This is a genomic window from Bacteroidota bacterium (assembly GCA_018692315.1).
Taxonomy (GTDB): domain Bacteria; phylum Bacteroidota; class Bacteroidia; order Bacteroidales; family JABHKC01; genus JABHKC01.
On record JABHKC010000212.1, the window covers coordinates 1 to 25,297 of the forward strand.

18 protein-coding genes are annotated in these 25,297 nt (G+C 33.8%); 9 read left to right on the forward strand and 9 right to left on the reverse strand.

Features of this window, described 5'->3' with window-relative positions; translation table 11 throughout:
• Positions 1-326 precede the first annotated feature (326 nt).
• The 8 genes from HN894_15585 to HN894_15620 all read right to left on the reverse strand — a co-directional run bounded on the left by HN894_15585 (position 327) and on the right by HN894_15620 (position 11,110).
• Complete coding sequence (locus HN894_15585; GenBank protein ID MBT7144744.1) at positions 327-998, reverse strand: hypothetical protein; 672 nt, start codon at positions 996-998, stop codon at positions 327-329.
• A 366-nt stretch (positions 999-1,364) separates the two neighbouring features.
• On the reverse strand, positions 1,365-2,660 hold the full coding sequence (locus HN894_15590; protein ID MBT7144745.1) for a T9SS type B sorting domain-containing protein: 1,296 nt from the start codon (positions 2,658-2,660) through the stop codon (positions 1,365-1,367).
• Positions 2,632-3,228, reverse strand: a complete 597-nt coding sequence (locus HN894_15595) for a sigma-70 family RNA polymerase sigma factor (GenBank protein MBT7144746.1) — start codon at positions 3,226-3,228, stop codon at positions 2,632-2,634. The genes HN894_15590 and HN894_15595 overlap by 29 nt, the downstream gene beginning before the upstream one ends.
• A gap of 100 nt (positions 3,229-3,328) precedes the next feature.
• Complete coding sequence (gene scpA / locus HN894_15600; GenBank protein MBT7144747.1) at positions 3,329-5,476, reverse strand: methylmalonyl-CoA mutase; 2,148 nt, start codon at positions 5,474-5,476, stop codon at positions 3,329-3,331.
• Between the two features lie 50 nt (positions 5,477-5,526).
• Complete coding sequence (locus HN894_15605; GenBank protein ID MBT7144748.1) at positions 5,527-6,813, reverse strand: heavy metal-associated domain-containing protein; 1,287 nt, start codon at positions 6,811-6,813, stop codon at positions 5,527-5,529.
• Between the two features lie 46 nt (positions 6,814-6,859).
• Positions 6,860-8,746: a methylmalonyl-CoA mutase small subunit gene (locus tag HN894_15610; protein ID MBT7144749.1), complete on the reverse strand. Its 1,887-nt coding sequence runs from the start codon at positions 8,744-8,746 to the stop codon at positions 6,860-6,862.
• A gap of 165 nt (positions 8,747-8,911) precedes the next feature.
• Complete coding sequence (locus HN894_15615) at positions 8,912-9,577, reverse strand: response regulator transcription factor (GenBank protein ID MBT7144750.1); 666 nt, start codon at positions 9,575-9,577, stop codon at positions 8,912-8,914.
• Positions 9,578-9,658: 81 nt separating this feature from the next.
• Entirely contained in the window at positions 9,659-11,110 is a 1,452-nt protein-coding gene (locus HN894_15620; protein MBT7144751.1) for an aminoacyl-histidine dipeptidase, read from the reverse strand.
• A gap of 397 nt (positions 11,111-11,507) precedes the next feature.
• Between HN894_15620 and HN894_15625 the strand changes: the two genes are divergently transcribed.
• From HN894_15625 to ggt, 4 genes are all read left to right on the forward strand, one after another.
• Positions 11,508-12,776, forward strand: a complete 1,269-nt coding sequence (locus tag HN894_15625; protein ID MBT7144752.1) for an alpha-amylase — start codon at positions 11,508-11,510, stop codon at positions 12,774-12,776.
• A gap of 21 nt (positions 12,777-12,797) precedes the next feature.
• A complete protein-coding gene (gene buk, locus HN894_15630; GenBank protein ID MBT7144753.1) occupies positions 12,798-13,874 on the forward strand; it encodes a butyrate kinase in 1,077 nt (358 codons plus the stop codon).
• A 92-nt stretch (positions 13,875-13,966) separates the two neighbouring features.
• The gene (locus HN894_15635; GenBank protein ID MBT7144754.1) at positions 13,967-14,839 is read left to right on the forward strand and encodes a PD-(D/E)XK nuclease family transposase; all 873 of its coding nucleotides are present in this window, start codon (positions 13,967-13,969) and stop codon (positions 14,837-14,839) included.
• A gap of 136 nt (positions 14,840-14,975) precedes the next feature.
• Entirely contained in the window at positions 14,976-16,562 is a 1,587-nt protein-coding gene (gene ggt / locus HN894_15640; GenBank protein MBT7144755.1) for a gamma-glutamyltransferase, read from the forward strand.
• A gap of 38 nt (positions 16,563-16,600) precedes the next feature.
• On the opposite strand, the gene dinB is transcribed toward ggt, so the two are convergent.
• Positions 16,601-17,737, reverse strand: a complete 1,137-nt coding sequence (gene dinB, locus HN894_15645; protein ID MBT7144756.1) for a DNA polymerase IV — start codon at positions 17,735-17,737, stop codon at positions 16,601-16,603.
• A gap of 521 nt (positions 17,738-18,258) precedes the next feature.
• On the opposite strand from dinB, the gene HN894_15650 reads away from it, so the two are divergent.
• From HN894_15650 to HN894_15670, 5 genes are all read left to right on the forward strand, one after another.
• Entirely contained in the window at positions 18,259-19,062 is an 804-nt protein-coding gene (locus HN894_15650) for a LexA family transcriptional regulator (GenBank protein MBT7144757.1), read from the forward strand.
• Positions 19,063-19,313: 251 nt separating this feature from the next.
• Positions 19,314-21,434, forward strand: coding sequence for a hypothetical protein (locus HN894_15655; GenBank protein MBT7144758.1), 2,121 nt, complete (start codon positions 19,314-19,316; stop codon positions 21,432-21,434).
• Between the two features lie 194 nt (positions 21,435-21,628).
• Positions 21,629-23,827, forward strand: a complete 2,199-nt coding sequence (locus HN894_15660) for a hypothetical protein (protein ID MBT7144759.1) — start codon at positions 21,629-21,631, stop codon at positions 23,825-23,827.
• 560 nt (positions 23,828-24,387) lie between these two features.
• Positions 24,388-24,636 carry a type II toxin-antitoxin system ParD family antitoxin gene (locus HN894_15665; protein MBT7144760.1) on the forward strand — a complete coding sequence of 83 codons (249 nt, stop codon included), beginning with the start codon at positions 24,388-24,390 and terminating at the stop codon, positions 24,634-24,636.
• A complete protein-coding gene (locus HN894_15670; GenBank protein ID MBT7144761.1) occupies positions 24,636-24,935 on the forward strand; it encodes a type II toxin-antitoxin system RelE/ParE family toxin in 300 nt (99 codons plus the stop codon). Before HN894_15665 ends, HN894_15670 begins: the two co-directional genes overlap by 1 nt.
• Positions 24,936-25,297 lie beyond the last annotated feature (362 nt).

Sequence of the window (25,297 nt, forward strand, 5' to 3'; positions counted from 1 at the left end):
GGTAAAATTTAAAATTGAATAAAAAAATTAACTAAAACTCATCAATGTTAATATATTTGAGCATGAAAATTGTAGAAACGTTTATGAAAAAAAAGTTTATGAATTAATCAGGCTAAAAAACTGTCAATTGAAAATAATCACCGGAAAACAAATCGGAAATTCCTCCTCCCACCAAATTCCCCAAATTATTAAAAATACATATACGCCAAATCCTTCACTTTAAGCCCGCCGGCTTGGGTTTAGCTCAACAACGAATATAAAAACTACAGTGCCAGGCACTGTAGTTTTTCGCTGTTTTTATATTCTTAGGTGTTGGCATTAGTTTTTTAATTTTCTATCAATGTTCTGTAATGAATTTCACCTAATGTTTCTGCTGCCGCTCCGTCAAATTCAAATCGTTCTTTCAAGTTCTCATAAATTGTCCTTGAATCTTTAATATTTTTTAATGCTCCTATAAAAAGGACATATATTGTTTCATAATCAAGAGGATACATTGTTTTTTCTTTGTCCTTATATGAATTAAGCACTTTACACAGATCACTTATAGAATCTATTTGAATTTGTGAAAGGTCAGGATAGTTAAATATTACTCGACCCTCGGTAACTTCAGCGGTATCTTCAACGAATTTAATTGTCCATTCGGTAAATGGTAAGCTTGTCATTTTCCAATCGTCACCTATTGGAACAAAATGGTGGTTGTAAAAGGCTATACTGTCTTTATATTTAGTTACTGTAAATGGTATGATTTCATCATAGTCGTAAGTTAGAACTAACTCTTTGTTCGAGCAGTCATAAACAGATATTGAGGTTATTTCTTTTGAATTTGTTGTGATTGTATCAATGTTGTCTCCACAGACTAATAACTTATTGTTGTCTTTGTCAGTCAGGTTAAATACTGTTTGAAAATAGCTTTTACATTGACACTCAAACTTATTTTGTCCATACGACCAAAAAGTAGTAGCAGTCAACAATAGTATTAAGGTTATTCGTATTTTCATTTTGTAATTAATGCCAACATTAGTATAAACAGAAAATTCCGTTTATTTCTTTATTATTATTTTTTGTTTTACTCAATTCATGTTCTAATATTGATTGACTTTGATATTCATAATTTAAAGTAAAAATACCATTGCAAAAATAAAAGAATTCTTTATGCTCACAAATTATTTTTGTATTTTTTCTTTAATCCTATCTCTGAGAGATATTCCATCTGAGCATCAACTCAAATTTTCTTTTGCTTAATGAACCGTTGTTAATATCGGTTCACTTTGTCAATGTTCTCACTTATTATTATTGTATTGGCATTTTCAAGCTTTGATATGGCTACCAATTTATTTATGCTTGAAAAATCTTTATGTTCATTCTTACCTCATCAAATTCAAATTACCCATTTTTGTTCGAACGTTATTGTATTTGTCTATAGAAAGTATTTTCCAAACATAAACGCCAGGTTTAGCATCAGTATTTGAACCTTGCATTTTTCCATCCCACTGTGAGTCAATATTTTTGGATTCAAAAACTAGCACACCTTGCTTATTGAAAATTTTCATTTCGAATTCGTATTTTTCTTTTTCATTACAAATTGCACCGAAGAAATCATTGTAGCCATCTCCGTCAGGTGTGAAAGCATTTGGTATCAGGATATTATGGTCAATTTTTACATCTACTTCTTTTGCAACAGAATCAATACATGCATTTTCTGCAACAGCAATAAGCGAAATAAAATATTTTCCATCTTTAACGAAAGTGTGTTCAAATTCAGAATCAGAAGACATTTCTTCGCTAAAAATCAACCATCTGTAATTGCACGAATTTTTCGCAATTGTTGTGAATCGATAATTGTTATTATTTTCAGATAGTTCAATAGCTGCACAAGGGCTTTGTTTTACATTGATTAAATTAGGTAAAACATTTTTGCTTTCTTTATTTTTGCTTTTGAAATAAGTTACTGTCAACGAAACATCAAAACTACCTGCATCAGTAAAAACATGAACTGGTTCGATTTCGGTAGAAATCTGTTTATCTCCAAAATTCCATAGGTAAAATATTGTGTCACTTTTTTCTCTTGGCGAAAATGTAACTGTCAACGGGCTACAACCTTCCGAAATATTAACACTAAAATTATTGTTTGGCACCAAATTGATTTTTTCTTCAACTGCTTTCAATTCAGATGAATTTTTCTGATTGCTATCATTGGCTTTTTCAATTGTTTTAGAGTTTAATTCTTTTTGAGAATTTGATTTCTCAGTGCTTTTATTTTCGTTTTTAGATTCTACTTTAGCTACAGGCAAAGAAGTATTAATTTCACTTTGTATTAAGTTTTCTTTATCATTTTTAATATCAACTATTTTTTCTGGAATAGTTTCCGAATCTTCTGACAGATAGGTTTTGCTTTCGCTTAATTCAATTTTTTCAACTGAAGTTTCATTTTCAACTTTCTCATTTTCAGAGAAGTAGTAAAATGAAAAAACTGCGATTGCAGGAACAATTAGGGCAAGCATTGTTTTTAGGAAAGCATTTTTTCCAATACCTGAAATATTTTTTGGTGCAGGAAGGCTTTTCTCAAGCCTGAGCCATTCTTGATGGTCATATTCTAATTCAAGCTGGTTAAGCTTTTCCCTTATTTCTGTTTCAAAATTCATTTTCTTTATATATCTCATTTTTGTTGACATAATCTTGATAAAAATCTTTGATTTTTGCTTTCGCTTTCGAATAGTTCGATTTTGATGTACCAATGCTAATATTCAGAATTTCGGCAATTTCTTTATGCTGATAGTTTTCTATTGCATAAAGATTAAAAACCGCCCGATATTTTGGTGTGAGTTTTTGCATAAGCTTTACTATTAGCTTTGCTTTCATTTTTGTAAGCATTTCAGCTTCAGTCTCATCATTTGCCTCATACGCAATATTTTCCAATGTAGTATCGTCTTCCGATGATAAAAGAAACTCTTTCTTTTTTCTCACATTATCAATAGCATTGTTCACTATTATTCGTCTAATCCAACCTTCTAAAGAACCTAAGTTTTTAAAGCCCGAAATTTTTTGAAACACCTTAATAAAACCATCGTGCAAAATATCTTTTGCATCTTCATTATTGTCGGCATATCGTCTGCAAACTACAAGCATCTTACCATAAAATGTCTGATACAAATACTGCTGACTTTTTCGGTCGCCTCTAATACATGCCTCAACTAATCTCTCTACTACTGCCTTATTCGCTAAATCCATTTTGGCTTTAAACTTCTGTTTTCAGACGAAACTGTTTTTTTTAAGTTGCTTGAAAATGAATATTCATTAGATAAGATTTTCTTCAATTTCTTTTACAAAACTACTCCTCAACCAAAACCTCCAAAATTTTAATGGCAGCTTTGGAGACAGAAGTCCCAGGCCCAAAGATTCCTACTACACCGGCATCATATAAAAACTGATAATCCTGAGGTGGGATAACTCCTCCAGCTATAACCATTATATCTTCGCGCTCATGTTTTTTCAACTCAGCTATAACTTTTGGAATCAGAGTTTTGTGTCCGGCAGCCAGGCTCGAAACTCCAAGAATATGTACATCATTTTCAACGGCTTGGCGAGCAGCTTCTTCAGGTGTTTGAAAAAGTGGTCCAATATCTACATCAAAGCCAATATCAGCGTAGCCGGTAGCTACAACTTTTGCACCTCTGTCGTGGCCATCTTGTCCCATTTTTGCAATCATAATTCGAGGTTGCCTTCCTTCCTTTTCAACAAATTTTTCTACTAACTTTTTTGCCTCTTGATATTTCATATCATCTTTAGATTCGAATGAATAAACTCCTGAAATTGACTTGATTGTGGCTTTATATCTTCCGGCAACTTTTTCGCAAGCATCAGAGATTTCGCCAAGCGAAGCACGATTTTTTGCTGCTTCAATAGCTAATTCTAAAAGATTGCCCTCTCCGCTATCTGCAGATTTTGTAATAGCTTGCAACAATTGCTGAACATTTTGTTCGTTTCTTTCGCTTTTCAGTTTATTTAACCTTTCAATTTGAGATTTCCGAACGGCTGTATTATCAACATCAAGAATTTCTATTGGGTCTTCCTTTTCTAATTTATAATTGTTCACGCCAACAATTGTGTCTTTACCGGAATCAATTTTAGCTTGTTTGCGAGCAGCTGCTTCTTCAATTTTCATTTTTGGAATACCGGTTTCAATAGCTTTCGCCATTCCACCCAAATCTTCAATTTCTTGTATAAGTTTCCACGCTTTTTCGGCAATTTCTTTAGTCAGATGCTCGACATAATATGAGCCACCCCAAGGATCTACCGTTTTGCAAATTTGTGTTTCTTCTTGAAGATATATTTGAGTGTTTCGTGCAATTCGTGCCGAAAAATCGGTTGGAAGTGCAATAGCCTCGTCAAGAGCATTTGTATGAAGAGACTGAGTATGTCCAAGAGCTGCACTAAGCGCTTCAACACAAGTTCTGGTAACATTGTTGAATGGGTCTTGTTCTGTAAGGCTCCAACCAGAGGTTTGTGTGTGAGTTCTCAAAGCCATCGACTTTGGATTTTTCGGATTAAATGATTTTACAATTTTTGCCCAAAGTATACGAGCAGCTCGCATTTTTGCAATTTCCATAAAATGATTCATACCAGCTCCCCAGAAAAACGACAGCCTTGGTGCGAAAGAATCTATATCCATTCCGGCTTTTATGCCAGTTCTAAGATATTCTAAACCATCGGCGAGAGTGTATGCAAGCTCAATATCGGCAGTTGCTCCTGCTTCTTGCATATGATAGCCCGAAATGCTTATAGAATTAAATTTTGGCATGTTAGCTGAAGTAAATTTAAAAATATCCGCAATTATTCGCATAGAAAATTCAGGTGGATAGATATAAGTATTTCTAACCATAAATTCTTTCAAAATATCGTTTTGGATAGTTCCACTAAGTTTTTCTATTGGAACACCTTGTTCTATACCTGCAACAATATAAAAAGCCAAAATAGGCAAAACGGCTCCATTCATTGTCATCGAAACAGACATTTTGTCGAGCGGAATTTGATCGAACAAAACTTTCATGTCGAGGATTGAATCTATTGCTACGCCGGCTTTTCCTACATCTCCGACTACTCGTTGATGGTCGGAGTCGTAGCCTCTATGTGTAGCTAAATCGAAAGCTACAGATAATCCCTTCTGTCCGGCAGCAAGGTTTCTTCTGTAAAAAGCATTAGACTCTTCGGCAGTAGAAAAACCGGCATACTGGCGAATTGTCCATGGACGCATTACATACATTGTGGAATATGGTCCGCGCAAAAAAGGTGCAATTCCTGCTGAAAAATCAAGATGTTCTAAATCTAACAAATCTCGATGTGTATATGCTTGTTTTAATGGAATTTGCTCGGCTGTGTTCCAATCTGCTTTTATGTTATTTTCCTTTTCCCATTCAATGGCTGATTTATTTGTATTTCCTTTTGTAATAAAATCAGTTTCCGAAAATTTTGGTCTCATAATATTTATTTTTATTTCCGTATTTTATAGTCTTTTCTATAGATTTCGTATTATTTTTCTTTACAGGTGTATCCTAAACTTTCAATAGTTTTTTTTACTTTTTGTAAATCAATTCCATTTCCGTTTATTTTTACACTATTATTTTTTATATCTGCATATACTTTTTCAATTCCGACAAGAGTTGTAATATTTTTTTCAACATTGGCTTTACAATGATTGCAAGTCATTCCCTGAACTTTTAATGTTATGATTTCCATATTATTAAAATCTGTTTTTTTGTAAATACTTGTTTTTCCATTATTAAAAAACCTTGCAAGAATATTTCTCTTAAAAAAGGAATAAATAAGCAAAAAAGACAAAATAATAGTCGATGCATATTTAACCCAATCTGTCTGAAAATGAGAATCGTGATGCTGTACTAACTCATTTGAAATATTTCCAAAAAACCATTCTTTTGGTAAAAATTGATTTATGATAAAACCAAAAAATAGCGAACCGCCAATTATTGTAAACAAATAATAAAGCAAAGTTTTCTTTCCAAGACTATTTTTAATGATTGTTATGGTAGCAATATTTGTTGCCGGGCCTGCCATCAAAAATACCAAAACTGCACCAGGAGAAATTCCTTTCATAAGAAGTACCATTGCAATTGGTACTGATCCTGTAGCACAAACATACAGAGGAATCGCTGCCAGCAAAACAATGGGCATACTCAAATAATTGCTGTACTGGAAGTTTGTGAAGAAATTGTCAGGTATCATAATTGAAATTAAAGCTGCGAGAAACAAGCCTATAAGTAACCAATCGGCTATATCATCAAAAAAACTCACAAAAGAATATTTGAAAATTTTCTTTAAAGTTGGGCTATTTTTATTTTCCTGAACAACTTCTTTGTTCTCAATATTTACAGAAATATTTTCTTCATTTTTATCAAATTTGTTTACTAACGAACCCCCAACAATTCCGGTAACAAACGCAACTATTGGCCTAATCACAGCAAATGGCAGCCCAATAAGAGAATAAGTTACCAAGATTGAATCGACTCCTGTTTGAGGAGTTGAAATCAAAAAAGAAGTAGTACTACCTTTTGAGGCTCCATTTTTGTAAAATGAAATTCCAGTTGGGATTACTCCGCACGAACATAAAGGCAAAGGGATTCCAATCAAAGCAGCATTAAAAACAGAAGAAAACTTTTTCTTACCAAGATATTTTGAAACTTTATCTTTTGGAAAATAGACATGAAGAATCCCTGCAATCAAAAATCCCAATAGAAGATATGGAGACATTTCATTCATTAAAATAAGAAGTTCTTCAAAATATTTTAAAATATATTCCAATTGTGAAAAGTTTTCAGGAGAATAATTTATTTTTTGGGGTCAGAAATTATGAAATTCCCAGTTTTTTATGAAACATTCTTAAAGTTTCGAGCACGTTCGATTTTACGTGAATGAAATTTTCAACGCCATTTTCTTGAAATTTCTGAACCGAAGCCTTTGGGAAACCTGCCACTGCAAATAATGTTTTGTTTTTCAATCTGTTAAAAATTTCAATCACAGTTTCAGAATATTCATCATCAGAGCTACATGCAACAACAATTTCTGCATTACTTTCAATGGCAGTTTCAATTCCTTTTTCAGCGGTTTCAAAGCCAAGATTATCAATAATTTTATATCCTGCACAAGCAAAAAAGTTGGAAACGAACTGTGCTCGTGCTCTACTCATTGCCAAATTTCCGTATGTAAACAAAAATACCTCAGGAATTTTACCTTTAAAATTTTCTGTCTGCAATCTGAGTTTTTCAAATTCTTCTGCACCACGATAAAGATTCAGTGGTTGAGCAATAACATTTTGAGTATCAACAAATTTGGATGTGGCAATTTCGGGATTTATTTTATCATTTATTGATTCAGTTGAATTTGGAAATTGATTTGTGCCTAACAAAATTTCTTTTCTTTTTGCAATATTGTTGTCTCTAATTTCTGCAATTTCAACAATTTTATTCTGAACGATTCCCTCTTTAAAAGCTAAAAGATAGCCACCAAGGTTCTCAATCTCAACAAAAATTTTCCAAGCTTCGTTAGCAATAGAATTTGTAAGATTTTCGACATAATAAGAACCGGCTGAAGGATCAATAATTTTGTCGATATAAGCCTCTTCTTTCAAAAGATTTTGCTGATTTCGGGCAATCCGCTCCGAAAATTCATCTGTTGTCTTAAAAGCCGAATCGAAGGGCAAAACTGTCAGAGAATCTGTGCCTCCAATAATTGCAGAAAGTGCCTCAGTAGTAGTTCTTAAAAGATTTACATATGGATCGTAAATTGTTTGGTTCCATTTAGAAGTTTCGCTATGAATCTTCATTAAACAAGAATTTTTATCGGTAGGTTTGTATGAATCTACGATTTTTGACCACAACAATCGAGCTGCACGAATTTTTGCAATTTCCATGAAATAGTTCGAGCCAACTGCAAAATTAAATTGCATATGACTTGAAATATCATCAATACTTAGCCCCAAATCTGTAAGATTGGCAAGATATTCATTTCCAGCAGATAAGCTAAAAGCCAATTCTTGTACTATAGATGAACCGGCATTGTGGAAATTTTTTCCATCCACAGCAAGTACTTGAAAATTCGGTAAGTTTTCTTTTGCAAATTCTATTAGGTTTTTGGAATTTTGTAGTGATATTTCTTCCGATTTGCAGCAATAGTTCCCATTTAATGAAAAATAGCCTATTGGGTCAAAATTTATTGAGCCTCTGATTTTATTGGGAGAAATTCCTTGCTCATCAATTTCCTCTTTCAGCAAAGAAAGAATGTTTGTTGAGAAATTGTTAACTATAAAATTCAGACTTATACAATCTAACTTTATGCCTGCCAGCAGTTTCGAAAAATTGTTTTTCAAGATATCGGCATCGTTGGTGCAGATGAAGCCAAAGGAATTAATTCCCTTGTTTGCTATATTGTTTGCTTTTTTATTGGCCTCGGCGATATCGGAAACTTCAATGTTTTGCCTTATATCCCAACTATTGTCGGTGGTTTTATTTCCTCTAATAAATGGAAATTCTCCTGGCAAAAAATTTGTAAGGATAGAATTTTCAATGTCCTCTTTTCGGTAATAAGGTTTTATATCAATCCCTTCTATTGTTTTAGAAATCAGCCTTTTTGCGTAATCTCCACCTTTCAGGTCTTTACTAATTTGATTTTCCCACTGCTCGGTACTTGCTGGAGAAAAATCTGAAAATAAATCACTTAGCAAATTCTTTTTATGCATATTTTATATTGTTAAATTCAAATCGCAAAATTAGTTCTTTTGTAACTTATTTATAGTTTTTAAAAATTATTTTTGGAAATATTATTTGCTAATAATTTGAACTATAGTAAACTTGGATTTATATGATTTTAAATGTACAAATTATTGTAGTTTAGGTCTTCAATCTTACAATTCAATAATACCATTTTTTATTGCAAATTTGGTAAGATCTACAATGGACTTCAATTGTAACTTGTTCATAATATTGTTTTTATGCGATTCTACGGTTCTGTTGCTAATGAAAAGCCTGTTTGCAATTTCTTTATAACTATTTCCTTCGGCAAATAGCCGAATAATTTCTACCTCTCTTTGAGTCAAGCTATTCAAAATTTTATATGCTTTTGATTCAGCCTGATTTTTTTTACTGAAATAGCTTTTGCTAAGAATGTTAGATACAGTTTGGTTGAGGTAAATTTCCCCTTCGTGAACCTTAATAATAGTATTTATTAATTCATCTCTGGTAGTATTTTTTGGCAAGTATCCTTTTGCACCTGCATCCAGCGATTCTATTATTGACTGTTCGTCGGTTTGCGAAGACAGAATGACAATTTTAATATCGGAAAACTCACTGCTGCTGCTAATTCTTTTGGCAATTTCGATACCCGACATTTTGGGCAGTGATATATCAAGTAAAATAATATTAGGTTTTTTTGTGGCTAAAATTTTGAATAATTCATCACTATCGCCGGCTTCCTCAACAATTTCGATTTCATCGTTTCCGAGCAGTAGCATTTTTATGCCATCTCTCACAATATTGTGATCATCAACTAATATTACTTCTATTTTACTCATACTACATTAGGGAACTTCTAAAAATGCAAATTTCTTCCTTTGTTTCATACTTTCTGCTTTACATACTTTCAACTTTTCATGCTAATCTATATTTTTCAAAATATCAATCAATAAATCCCAGAATTTTTTCACAGTGCTAATTTCCAATCTTTCGTCGGGCGAATGAACTCCACGCAAAGTTGGTCCGAAAGATATCATATCCAAATTTGGATACTTTTCGAGAAACAAACCGCATTCCAGACCAGCGTGAATAGCACGAACAACAGGCTTCACATTAAAAAGCCGTTGGTATGAAGCTACCGAAATATTCAAAATTTCAGAATCGTTATTTGGAGCCCATCCCGGATAACCATCAGTATGAACAACTTTTGCTCCGGCAAGCTTGAAAACACTTTCTACCATGCTGGCTATATCTTTTTTTGCAGTATCTACCGAACTTCTTTGGCTGGTTGTAACTGCAATTTTTCCATCTTTAAATTTTATGGAAGCTAAATTTGTTGATGTTTCAACCATTCCTTTAAGCTGGCGACTCCATTCAATTACGCCGTGTGGGCAAGCATAAATTGCGTTTAACAGACGGTTTTGAGTGTCCAAATCTATAACTTTCGCAGGGAGTTCAACTGTTTCTATGGAAAGAGAAAGCTTTGGTTCGGTAATAGCAAGCTCGTTTTTTATATTTTTGCTAAATAGCTTAAAATATTCCTCAAATTTTGTTTCCTTTCCTTCAGGAATAATTATTTCAGCAAATGCTTCGCGAGCAATGGCATTTCTAAGATTTCCTGCATCTATTTCCGAAATTCGTAATCCAAAATCGTTCGCTGCATTCCATAAAAATCTATTTATGATTTTGTTTGAATTTCCAAGTCCTTTTTCAATATCGTCTCCAGAATGTCCGCCTTTTAGTCCGGAAACTGAAATTTTATATGCAATATGATTTGTTGGAACATTCTCATTTTTATAATCGAAATAGGCAAGTGTATCTATGCCCCCTGCACAACCGATAAATAATTCTCCTTCATCTTCAGAATCAAGATTAAGAAGAATTTCGCTTTTCATAAATCCTGATTTTATCTCAAAAGCTCCGGTCAAGCCAGTTTCTTCATCAACTGTAAACAGGCATTCAATTGGGCCATGTTCAATATTTGTAGCTGTGAGAATTGCCATTTGTGCCGCAATTCCAATTCCATCGTCGGCACCGAGAGTAGTACCTTTTGCTTTTACCCAGTCGCCATCAATGAATGCTTGGATAGGATCTGTTTCAAAATTGTGAACCACATCGGAATTTTTTTCGCAAACCATATCAATATGACTTTGCAAAACAACAGATTTTACATTTTCCTTACCTTTTGTAGCAGGTTTAGAGATCAATACATTTCCAATTTCATCTCTTTTTGTCTCTAAATTATTTTCCTTTCCAAAATTCAATAGAAATTCAATAATTTTTTCTTCCTTTTTCGATGGTCGAGGAACTTTACAAATTTCCTCGAAATATTGCCAAACAGATTTTGGTTGTAGGCCTCTAAAAACTTCCATATTCTTAATTTAATAATTATTATTTCAAAAAATTGATTACAAATATATGGATATTTTACATTTCTTCATTTATTCAGAAACTGAAATAAGCTAAGATGCTCCGCCCTACCGTTTTGGAAATTGAAATAACTTTACTAATTCAAAAACAAAATTATTTTTATCCCCTTTATACTAAATGAAGTATGAAAACAATTTTAAGCATAATAAATTTCATATTGAATATTTTAATATTTTTGACATCAAAATTTTTGATAAATTGTGTAAAAAAAAATGCATTATGATTAATAAAATAAGTTTTTTCAGCCTAATTGTGTCAATAATTGTATTGATATCGTGCACAAATAGCAATAATAAAAATGCTGAAAAGAATATAAACAAAAACAAAAATAGGACAAGTATGAAACACCCAGAATGGTCGAAAAACTTATCGATCTATGAAGTTAATTTGAGGCAATATTCACATGCCGGAACATTCAACAAATTTGCAGAACATTTGCCCAGACTGAAAGAAATGGGAGTAGGCATTTTGTGGTTGATGCCAATTCAGCCCATAGGCGAGCTAAACCGAAAAGGAAGTTTGGGGAGCTATTATTCCATCAAAGATTATCTGAATGTAAATCCCGAATTTGGCACTATGGAAGAATTCAAACAGCTTGTGCAGAAAATACATGATCTTGGCATGTTTGTTATTATCGACTGGGTCGCGAACCATACAGCATGGGACAATAATTTGACTGCTGATCATCGCGATTTTTTCACTCTCGATAGTGCAGGAAATTTCACTTTACCAGTAGATGATTGGAGCGATGTAATTGATTTGAATTATGAAAATCAGGAGATGAGGAAATATATGATTGAGGCACTCAAATTTTGGGTTTCGGAATGCAACATAGATGGCTACAGATGCGATGTAGCCGGAATGGTACCTACCGATTTTTGGAACAATGCCCGTCAAGAATTAGATAAAATAAAGCCGGTTTTTATGCTTGCCGAAGCCGAACAATTAGACCTGCACGAAAAAGCATTCGACATGTCGTATGCCTGGAATTTTATGCACATAATGAACGATATTGCTCAAGGCAAAAAAGAAACTAACGAATTTATAAACCATTTCAACAAAGAATTGAAAGAATATTCGAAAAACGATTACAGAATGTATTTTACTACTAATCATGACGAAAATTCTTGGAATGGGACTGTTTTTGAGCGACTTGGCGATGGGGCAGAAAGTTTTGCAGCTCTTAGCTTTGTAGTGCCGGGGATGCCTCTAATTTATAGTGGTCAGGAAACCGGATTAAACAAGAGACTGGCTTTTTTCGAGAAAGATACAATCGATTGGACAGATTTTAAATATCAGAAATTTTATTCCAAACTTAATAAACTTAAAAATGAAAATAAAGTGCTGTGGAATGGAGAGTTTGGCGGAGATTTCGTTTCTGTTGATAATAGTTTTACGAAAGATGTATATTCATTTATTCGAAAAAATTCTGAACAACAGATACTTGCAATTTTTAACTTCAGTGAAAATCACCATGAAATACAACTATTTAACGATCTTGTTGCAGGAAAATATTTGGACTATTTTTCTAACGAACTTGTTGAAATTGACAAAGAAACAAAAGTTTCGCTTAGCGCATGGGATTATAAAATTTTAATAAAAAAATAAACCTGCATTAAAATATTAGACATGGAAAATACCAGAATCATTGCAATTAAACCTGAAAAATCCGTAACAAAAGTTGGAGTGTTTCAGAATTCCAATTTACTTTTTCTAAAAAATGTCAATCATACTCAGGAAGAGCTGAACAAATTCTCAAAAGTTTCGGATCAGGATGAATACCGTGCCGACAAAATTTTGCAAGAATTAAAAAATGCAGAAATCAGGCTCGACTTAGTTAGGGCAATTGTTGGCAGAGGAGGATTAATAAAACCAATATTTTCGGGAGTTTATGGTGTAAACGATGCAATGATTCGAGACTTAAGAAACAGTGCCATTGCCGACCATCATATCAATTTGGGAGGTTTGATTGCACATCAGCTTTCCAAAAAAATTGAAAATTCGGAAGCTTTTATTGCCGACCCAGTGATAGTTGACGAAATGGCTGAAATTGCGACATATTCGGGCTTACCAAACTTGCATAGGAAGTCTATTTTTCATGCTTTAAGCCACAAATCGGTTGCAAGGAAATTTGCCAAATCGCAGGTAAAAGAATACGAAGAAATGAATTTGATTGTTTGTCATCTTGGAGATGGTACCTCAATTGGTGCTCACCACAACGGCAAAGTAATTGATGTAAATCAGGCTTTTGATGGCGAAGGTCCATTTTCCTTTGAACGTGCCGGAAGTTTGCCACTACGGGGTATGATAAAAATGTGTTTTAGCGGCAGCTATACCGAAAGAGAAATCCTAAACATGATACAGATGAAAGGCGGAATGGTAGCATATTTCGGCACAAATAGTCCGGCCAAAATTGAATCGCTGGTTTCAGAAGGAAATAAAGAAGTTAAAGCAGTTTACGAAGCTATGGCATATCAGGTATCAAAATATATTGGTTCTATGGCACCAGTTTTGAAAGGCAAAGTAGATGCAATTCTTTTGACAGGACACATGTCGCAAAGCAAACGTTTTGTAAATCTTATCCGCGAACGAGTAGAACTAATTGCACCAATTCATATTTTCCCCGACGAAGATACCGTGAAATCGCTCGCAACTAATGCCCTGCTGGTGATGAAGGGGGAAATTGAAGCGAAAGTATATGAATAGGAATATATAAGTTGAAAGTTTGTAAAGTTCATTCCTGCGAAGGCAGGAATCTCGTGAAAGCAAAAATTACAAAATAGTTTATCTTTGCATATATGAATGAAAAAGAAAAATATGTTAATCCGTTTACTGATTTTGGATTTAAAAAATTATTCGGAGAAGAACCAAATAAAGATTTGCTAATTGATTTATTGAATGAGTTGTTAGATAATGAAGCAAAAATTAAAAATCTGACCTACGGAAAATTAGAAAACTTAGGGGACATAATCGTAGAAAGAAAAGCAATTTTCGATTTATATTGCGAAAACGAAAACGGAGAAAAATTTATAGTAGAAATTCAGAAAGCAAAACAGGATTTTTTTAAAGATCGAACAATTTTTTATTCCACCTTCCCGATTCGTAGTCAGGCACAAAAAGGCAGTAACTGGAATTTTGAACTAAAATCGGTTTATACAATTGGAATTTTAGATTTTCGGTTCAACGATCACGATAAGGACAAAACGATAGTAAACGAAGTGAAATTGATGGATACTAAAAAGAAAGAAGTTTTTTACGACAAGCTTTCATACATTTATGTCCAAATGCCAAATTTTACCAAAACAGAAGATGAACTAACTACTCATTTCGACAAATGGTTGTATGTTTTAAAGAATCTTCATAAATTTCAAAATCATCCTAAAGTATTGAAAGAGAAAATATTTAATAAACTGTTCCAAATTGCAGAAATATCAAATTTTACTAAAGAAGAAATAGAAGAATACGAACGAAGTTTAAAATCGTATAGAGATTTAAATAATACTATAGATTCTAAATATAGAAAAGGCATTGAAAAAGGTATTGAAAAAAACAAAATAGAGGTTGCAATTGTGATGATGAAAAACGGCGAATCTGATGAAAAAATATCTCAATACACCTTGTTACCAATTGCAGAAATCGAAAGCTTACGAAAGGAAATATTAAATTTATAATCCAAGAATTCGCAACTTGAAATTCAAACCTCTTTTTTCAAAATTGAAATACACTATCTCTTTGTTCCTGCTGTCTTTCACAATTTCGTGCAGTACAAATACGGAACAAGAAACAGGCCAAATAGCCAAAAATGGGATGGTAGTCTCTGCTCATCTCGAAGCCTCAAAAATAGGAGTAGAAATTTTGAAGCAAGGTGGGAGTGCCATCGATGCTGCCATTGCGGTAGAATTTGCTCTGGCGGTTTGTTATCCTGCAGCAGGAAATATTGGCGGCGGCGGATTTATGCTCATCAGGCAATCTGATGGCAATGTTTCTACTCTCGACTATCGCGAAAAAGCTCCTCAATTAGCCCAGCGAGATATGTATCTTGATTCCATTGGTGAAATTATTCCTTACAAAAGTTTGTATAGTTCTCAGGCAGTTGGTGTCCCCGGAACTGTCGATGGAATGATAAAAGCCCATGAAAAATTTGGAACTTTAGATTTCAGCGAACTTATTCAACCTGCCATCAATTTGGCTAAAAATGGTTTTCGAATAACTGCGAAACAAGCCGAAAGTTTTAACTACATTCAAGAACTTCTCGAAAAATATAATACATACAAAACTACTTTTCAGAAAGATACTGCATGGAAAGAAAATGATGTTCTCGTTCAGAAATATTTGGCTAAGACTCTTGAACTAATTCGGGATAAAGGACGGGAAGGATTTTATGCCGGTGCAACTGCCGATAAAATAGTTTCAGAAATGCAAAAATCAGATGGACTAATTTCGCACAATGACCTGAAAAACTATTCATCTGTTTGGCGAAAACCGATTATGACAGACTACAAGGCGTACAAAACATTTTCGATGGCTCCACCTTCGAGCGGTGGAATTGCTTTGTCGCAATTGCTCGGCATGGTTGAGAATTTCGATGTTTCAAAAATGGGCTTTCATTCTGCAGAATCTATTCATCTTTTCACCGAAGCAGAAAGACGAGTATATGCCGACAGAGCTGAATTTCTGGGAGATCCCGATTTTACTTTTGTTCCTGCAGAAGGCTTGTTGCAAAAACAATATATCGAATACAGGATGCAAGATTTCGATCCCAAAAAAGCCTCAGAATCAATAAACATTAATCATGGGCAAGCATTTAGCGAAAGCGAAGAAACAACACATTATTCAATTGTTGACAAATGGCGAAATGCAGTTTCTGCTACCACTACGCTGAACCGGAGCTATGGCTCAAAAATCATAGTAGAAGGAGCAGGATTTTTCCTAAATAACGAAATGGACGATTTCAGTGCAAAACCCGGCATCCCAAATTCTTACGGATTGGTCGGCGGCGAAGCAAATTCAATAGAAGCGAACAAACGAATGCTTAGCTCTATGACACCTACAATTCTCGAAAAAGACAACGAGTTGTTCATGGTGCTGGGTTCGCCAGGAGGTTCAACCATCATTACCTCAGTTTTTCAAACCATAATGAATGTTGCCGAATTTGAAATGACAATGCAGGAAGCAGTTTCCGCAAAAAGATTTCATCATCAGTGGCTACCCGATGTGATTTATTTTGAAGAAGGAGCAATTGACAGCAGCCGGATTTTTCATCTCGAAAAAATGCAACATAAACTACAAAAAAGGTTGCCGATAGGACGTGTAGATGCAATTCTTGTTTTGCCCGACAATAATCTGGAAGGTGGTGCCGATCCGCGTGGCGATGATGTTGCTGTTGGGTATTAGCTGTTAGCTGTCAGCAAATTGCCAGCAGTCAATAGCATTTAAGCTCCAACAGCCCGCCTCACAATTTTAGAGCCATACTTTCTTTTCAGCAAATCCATTGCCATATGAAGTTTTATCATTTCGGGAGTGTCCTCGAAAAGGTTAAGTTGCTGAACTCCATGTACAAGATTGCTAAAACGAACACCAACCAATCGTATAAGCATTCGCCTTTGGTATAACTTTTTGAAAAGTTCTTTTACAATATCAATTAGTACATGATCAAAAGATGTATAAGCAATTCGTTTTTGCATAGTGTGCGTATCGAAATTTGAGTAGCGAATTTTCACTGTTACGCAAGCCGTAAGTTTTTGCTTTTTCCTCAACTGAAAACCAATTTTTTCGACCATAGTAACCAAAAGGTCATTTATGTATTTAATATCGATGCAATCTTTCTCGAAAGTCCGTTCGGTGCTTATCGATTTTCTTTCAGAGTAGGGTTCAATTGGTGTAGAATCTATCCCGTTTGCTCTTTTCCACAACACAATGCCGTTTTTTCCCAGCACTTTTTCAAGCATTTCGGGAGGAATAAGGCTAAGTGTTTTTATTGTAGAAATACCCATAGAACGCAGAAGCCGAAAAGTTTTGTTCCCGAGCATCGGAATTTTCCTAATCGACAATGGATAAAGAAATGGCTTGACATTTTCTTCGGGAACTTGCAATTCGCCATTAGGTTTTGCTTCGCCTGTGGCAATTTTAGATATGGTTTTGTTCACCGACAAACCAAAAGAAATGGGCAAGCCCGTATTTTCAATAATTGTGCTACGAAGTTCTTTAGTCCATGTGAGCGAGCCAAAAAATTTGTCCATTCCTGTAATATCAATATAATGCTCGTCGATAGATGCTTTTTCGAAAACCGGAGATTTTTCGGCAATTATTTCCGAAACCAAATTCGAATATTTGCTATACTGCTCGTGGTCGCCCCTTATGAGCATTGCATCGGGGCAAAGGTTTCGGGCAAGTTTCATTGGCATTCCGGAACTTACTCCGAATAGACGGGTCTCGTAGCTGCAACTCGAAACTACTCCCCTATCTGAAGTTCCGCCAATAATTATAGGTTTTCCTTCCAGATTGCTGTTTAGCAAACGTTCTACAGAAACAAAAAATGTATCTAAATCGAAATGTACTACTGTTCTCATGGGAGGCGGAAATTATGAATTAGGAATTAGAAATTGGATGCAAGATGCACGATGCTGGATACAAGATACTGGATATTCAATCTTCAATATCCAACACGGAATATCCAACATCCAAGTATTTTGGTTCTGATTTTTGATAATTAATGGCTCTAAGAAGACGACAATAACTTCGTTATGCTTGAATTTTTAATCAGTCATTTACAAAAGTAAACTCCTGAGTTCCAAATTCTTCACAAGCCTTGTTCTTGCCGTCTTCTTAGAGCCATTTGAAGAAAATGGAGTTTTCTTAGAAGCACTAATTAGAAATTTACTTTTCATAATTCATTTTTTTTAATTACCTTTGATTATTATTTAATCATTTTATTGCTTACAATATAATCATTTTTATTGAAATAAAAAAATAGAATTAGTAAAAAAATAAACAAATATGATTTTAAATTTCCTGTATCCTATATCCAGCATCCTGCATCTTACATTCTGCATCTTGCATCCAATTTCTAATTTCTAATTTCCAATCCATCATGAAATTCAGTTCAAATATTAAACTTTTGCGAAAGCGAAAAGGCAGAACCCAGGACGAAATGGCTATGACGCTAAAAATGAAGCGTTCTACTTTGAGTGGTTACGAAAATGAAATTGCACGACCGAATATTTCGGCACTGATTGCTTTATCAGAATATTTTGAAGTGTCGATTGATACGCTTGTAAAAACCGATTTAAGCTTGCTTTCGGAGAGCCAACTTTCCGAATTGGAAAGAGGAAATGACATTTATATTAAAGGAAGTCAATTGAGAGTTTTGACAACAACTGTAGATAGCAGAAACAACGAAAACATAGAATTGGTACACGAGAAAGCAAAAGCCGGCTATACATCAGGTTTTGCCGATCCGGAATTTATTAAAGAACTGCCGGCTTTTAATTTGCCCTTTCTTTCGAAAGAAAAAAAATACAGAACATTCCAAATAAATGGCGATTCGATGCTGCCAATTACCGATGGCTCGTGGATAACTGCCGAGTTTGTGCAAAACTGGAATACCATAAAAAGTGGAGAAGCATATATTATTCTGACAGTTAACGATGGAATTGTTTTTAAAGTAGCAGAAAACAAAATTGCCAGCAGCAGAAAGTTGATTCTATCATCGTTGAATCCATTATACAAACCCTACGAATTGAAAATAGAGGATGTAAAAGAAGTTTGGAAATTTATCCATTTCATAAATTCCGACCTGCCCGATGCAAATATTCCTCAGGAAGAACTCCAAAAAACAGTAGCAAATCTTAAAAATGAAGTCAATTTAATTAAAATGAAAATTGAAACTTTGTAAGGACTATATTTAACTGGTGTCAGTAAGAAAAACATGTAATGTGCTACACCCATATTGTCAGGAGATTACAAATTTATTTTAACAAGTTGGGTTAAAGAAGTAAAATTTGATTTTAAAAAACAGCCAGAAAGATACGTCCGAATTAAAGCAAAGGGAATGAAAAAGAATCCAAAGTGGTACCTAAACAAAGGAGGCGAAAATTGGATATTTATGGATGAAATAATCGTGAAATAAACAAAAATTTAACTAATATGAAGAAAACACTCTTATTTATTTCAATCATAGTTTTTCTGGCAGCTTGTAATTTCTCCGAATCAGAGAAAGAAAAACGTAATTACATCGAAACCGAAACTTTAGAGGAGAAAAACGAACGCATGCAATGGTGGCGTGATGCCGGTTTTGGCATGTTCATTCATTGGGGATTATATGCTGTTCCGGCCGGCCAGTATGGCAAAGAAAAAAATCATGCCGAATGGATTCAGGAAACAGCCAACATTCCGGTTGAAGAATATGAAAAATACGCTGAGCAATTTAACCCTGTGAATTACAATGCCAGCGAATGGGTTCGGATAGCTAAAGATGCCGGAATGAAATATATCGTCATCACCTCAAAACATCACGATGGATTTTGCCTGTGGAAGTCCAATGTTTCTGATTTTGACATGGAACGAACTCCATACAAAAAGGATCTGCTGAAAGATCTCGCTAAAGCATGTGAAAAAGAAAACATTACTTTGTGTTTTTACCATTCCATTATGGACTGGAACCACCCACAGGCACAGGGCATAAATCATCCCGAATATAATTACGGAACAGGCCCGAACCCGGAGTTTCCGAAATATGCTGCTAACTATATGTACCCGCAGTTGGAGGAATTGTTAAGCAATTATGGAAATATCGGAGTACTCTGGTTTGATGGAGAGTGGATTACCGAATGGACCAAGGATCAGGGCAAGGAATTGTATAAACATTTACGAAATATTCAGCCCGATTTGATAATTAACAACCGAGTTGGGAAAGGCCGTCAGGGAATGGAGGGTATGAATGCCTACGAGGATGCAGCAGGAGATTTTGGAACACCCGAGCAGGAAATCCTGAAAGGATATTCAAATCTGGATTGGGAATCATGTATGACCATGAACGACCACTGGGGTTTCAATCAATTTGACGAGAATTTCAAATCAACAAAAATACTTATTCACAATCTGGTTGATATTGCCGCAAAAGGCGGAAACTACTTGCTGAATGTTGGGCCTACTGCCGATGGTCTTTTCCCTGAGCAAAGTATCAAACTTTTGAAAGAAATTGGTGAATGGATGGATGTAAATGGAGAAGCTATTCATAACTCGAGAGGAACCAAACACTATAAAGAATCAGAGAATATGTATTTTATCCAAAATAAGGAAGAAACAGTATTATATGCGGTTTTAACGGAATGGCCCGGCCAGTCTGTTCAACTAAAATTTGCAAAGCCTAACGAAGGCTCTGAAATTTATCTGCTGGGATATGATAAGCCCCTGACATGGAAAAAACAGCACGAAGATGGAATTCTTATTCAACTTCCGGAATTATGGCAATCAGAAAATCAACGAAAAGTTCAACATGCTTTTGTCATAAAAATGCAAGGCAAACAAGCAGATATTACTGAAGCTCCGGTTGTATTGATGAACGGAAAACTAATCGAACATAAAGCCCTATTTTCAGATAGTGCCATTGTTGATCTAAGTTCGCCAACCAAAGGTGCTGAAATATTTTACACCCTTGATGGAAGTACGCCGAATCATGGGTCCCAAAAGTATAAGAAGTCAATTGTGTTATTCCAATCAACAACAGTAAGCGCTATTTCTGTTAAAACAAATCATGTAAGCAGCCTTGAGACTAAAGTGGAATTTATGCAGTCGGTAGCTTTTAGCTCTGTTCAGTACAAAAATCCTTATAGTGAGAAATATGCGGCTCTTGGCGATTTAACCATAGGCGATAGTAAATTTGGAGAAGTAGATAACTATGCAGAAAACTATCTGGGATTCGAAGGAGTAGATTTTCACGCTAAGATCGACCTTGGTAAAACAAAACCGGTAAGCACTATAAAAGTTGACTTCCTTGAAAATATTAAAAGCTGGATATTCTTACCGGAAATGATTGAAATAAGTGTTTCCATGGATGGAAAGAATTATCAATCGGCAAAATCGTTTAATATCGAAAAACCACAGGCCAAAAGAAAGACAAAAAGTTATTTGTTTGAATTATCGTTCCCTGAAAGGAAAGCACGTTTTGTGCAAATAAAAGCCAAAAATATTGGCGTATGCCCCGAGTGGCATTCCGGTGCAGGCGGCAAAGCATGGTTGTTTGTCGATGAAATTGTTGTGGAGTAAATCAAAACCTATGAAAGTAAAATGGCTATGCAAACTAATACCAAACACCACCAAATGTAACGACTATCTATGATGAAGGGGGTACTGATAGTCTAAACAAATTTCTTCTCTTTGTAGAAAAAAAAATATGAATAGGCTATCAGGCTCTACTCTACGCTGCAAAACAAAAGAACATCCTGCAAATATGAAATTAAATGAATAAATTAAAATTAGAATTAGAGAACTGTTACGGAATAAAAAAGCTTAAACATGAATTTGATTTTTCAAATAATAATGTTCAGTTAATTTATTCTCCTAATGGAATGATGAAAACATCTCTTGCAAACACACTATTTGATTGTTCTGAAGGAAAAGAATCGAAAGATATTATTTTTCCTGAAAGACCTAATAAAAGAATGGTGTTAGACGAAAGTGATAATCCTTTAAACCCGGAAAATATTTTTGTAATTGAACCATATAATCCATCATTTCATTCTCAACGGATTTCCACATTACTTGTTAATGATTCTTTAAAAAAAAGATATGAAGAAATTCTAAAAGACATTGATAAGGAAAAATCTAATGTTTTGAGCAAGTTCAAACAACTATCAGGATTAAGTGGACGAAATAATAATATTGAATCGGAGATATCAGCAAGCTTTTCAGGCAAAGAACTTTTTGAAATTTTTTCTGAAATTGATTCTTTTGAAGCAAGTGGTTACACTAACACTTTTGGTAGTGTGATTTACAAGAATATTTTTGAACCCAAAATAATAGCCTTCCTAAATACAAAAGACTTCAAACATAAGATAACTGAATATATAGATAAATATAATTCTCTAATTGATTCATCGGACTTTCTTAAGAAAGGTTTCAACCATTATAATGCAAGTACAATACAAAAGAACCTAAAAGATAACGGATTCTTTAAAGCTCAACATTCAATAAATTTGTATGACTCAAAAACAAAAATTAAACAAGAAGTTAGCAAGGAAGATGACTTTTCGGAGCTTATTAATAAAGAAATGGAAAAAGTCTTAAATGATAAAGATATCCAAAAAAAGTTTAATGAAATAGATAAAAAACTAACGACAGCACAATTAAGAGAGTTTAGGGATTACCTTTTTGATAATAAATATATTTTATCAGAATTATCGGATATTAACTCATTTAGAAAAAAAGTATGGGTATCTTATTTTATTGACACCAAAGATTCAATCAAAGACTTGCTTAAACAATATAAAATAGGCAAAAATGAAATAGAGCAGATTATTCAACAAGCAAAAGTTGAAACAACTAAATGGGAAAAAGTAATTGATATTTTCAATAAAAGATTTTCTGTTCCTTTTAGACTTGAATTACAAAATCAAGAAGATGTTATTTTAAAAAGTGAAGCTCCCACATTGAATTTCAAGTTTTATGATAAGGATTTAAATAAAGAAAACGATATTGCAAAAGACCAAGATTTAATAAAAGTGTTAAGTCAAGGGGAAAGAAGAGCTTATTATTTGCTGAATATTATTTTTGAAATTGAAGTAAGAAAAGAATCAAACCAAGAAACACTATTTATTGCAGATGATATTGCAGACTCCTTTGATTATAAAAATAAATATGCAATTATTGAATATGTTAAGGAAATAAGTACATATCCGTTTTTTAAGCAACTTATATTAACTCATAATTTTGATTTTTTTAGAACAATACAGGAACGTATTTTAGATAAAAGCAAGTGGGAAAATTCTTTTATTTCTCAAAAGGCTAATGGTGAAGTGAAATTAATATGTGGTGGAGAGAAACGTATAACAAATCCATTTGGTAGGTGGAAAAATAAAATAAATGATGACAATGTGATTTTCATTGCGTCGATTCCGTTTGTGCGAAACCTTGTTGATTATCGTGAAGGTAGCAAAAGTGATAATTACAAACTTCTAACTTCATTATTGCATATAAAGGATAATACAAGAGATATTATATTTAAAGATTTGAAACCAATTTTTATAGATACATTAAAGGGTGTTGATTTGAGTAAATACAATGATGACGATAAAGTATTTGACTTTATTTGTACTACAACTGACATTCTTTCAACATCTCTAAATGATGATAATATTGACTTGGAAAATAAGATTAGTCTTTCAATCGCAATACGCTTGAAAGCTGAGGAATTTATATTTTCAAAGGTTGCTGACAAATCTTATGTAAATGGTAGCCAAACAGGAAAAATTATTGAAAGATATAAAACAGAGTTTTCGACGGATTCTTCACATGAAAACAATATTCAAATATTAGAACAGGTAAATTTAATGACGCCTGAAAATATACATTTAAATTCATTTATGTATGAGCCTATTATGGATTTATCAAATCAGCATTTATTGGATTTATTTAGTGATATAAAGACAAAACTTAATTAAGTTCAGCAGCTAACACCCAAGAATATAAAAACAGCGAAAAACTACTGAGTCCCGATGAAAAATCGGGATTGAACTAATATAGTGAAAGATTTGGATTATATGTATTTTTAATAATTTGGGGAATTTGGAGAGAGTGTAATATCCGGTTAGTTTTCCGAATTTTAGGTAATATTTGATATGTTTTTCTTTCATTTTTTTGTTTTTCAGAAACAATTGCTCTCTTAAAGCCTTTTTTTGCATTTTATCCAATATATCCAACAATTATTCTACCGTAAATTCATTTTTCTCTTCATATTTACATATTTTAATATCATATTAAAGATGATCTGGCGAATAAATTACGGAATTGGCTAGCTTTAGTTTAGTTCAACAACAAAATAGCGCATTGTTCTATATTTTTATTAGTCATTTGTTTTAGTTTTTAAGTTGTTAAATATTTGTCAAGATTGGTGTTCAACCCACCATGCCCAAACCATTAGCTAAAACCAGTTTGAACGAAATCTGAAAATTGATTTTGGAATCCTACCAAGAATTGGTATTTTTGTAGCAAATTTTAAGTTATGGCGAAAAACACATCAATTCTGTTAGGTGATTATTTTGATAATTTCATCAACCGTCAGATTAAATCAGGAAAATATTCTTCTGCAAGTGAAGTTGTGAGAACTGCTTTAAGGATGTTTGAACACGAAGAGTCTAAAAAAACAGAACTTATAAGAGAACTTAAAAAGGGAGAAAAATCAGGCTTTATAAAAGATTTTGACCGAACATCTTTTTTAAAAAACCTTCATCAAAAATATTTGGCTGAATAATGAAATATAAAATCAGTCAAGAAGCAAATTTAGATATTGAAAATATTTGGATATACACAATTGAAAAATGGTCAATAGAACAGGCTGACAGATATTTCAACTTGATAATTGATGAAATAGAATATCTCGCTGAAAACCCAAAATCTGGTGAAGATTATAGTAAAGTAAGAAAAGGATATTTTCGTTCTCGCATAAAATCACATTTCATTTTCTATAAAATCAACTGGAAGAACGAAGAAATTGAAATTATCAGAATTCTACATCAACAAATGGACATTGAAATACGACTGAATGAATAAAATGGCAGTAGCCAATCAAGTAGGCAGCTAACAGCATTATAGCCACCACTGCTCCTCTCTCAGCTCTGTTGAGCCTGATGAAGTTTCACTAAGCCTACATATCTCGTACTTAGCAGTTCATTAAGCAAAAGAAAATTTGAGTTGATGCTCTGTTGGCATATCTCACAGAGATGGGATTTAAGAAAAAAAGACAAAAATAGTTTGCCAACTATAACGCACAACGCATTACGGCTTGATTATTTGAAAGAACGAAGCTTCAGCATCATCCTCACGGACTTATCTGTTCGCTTTTCTTCAGGGTGAACAGCCAATTGCCCTGACAGGATTTGCACCTGCTGGATTAACTCAGCATCGTGGCACAC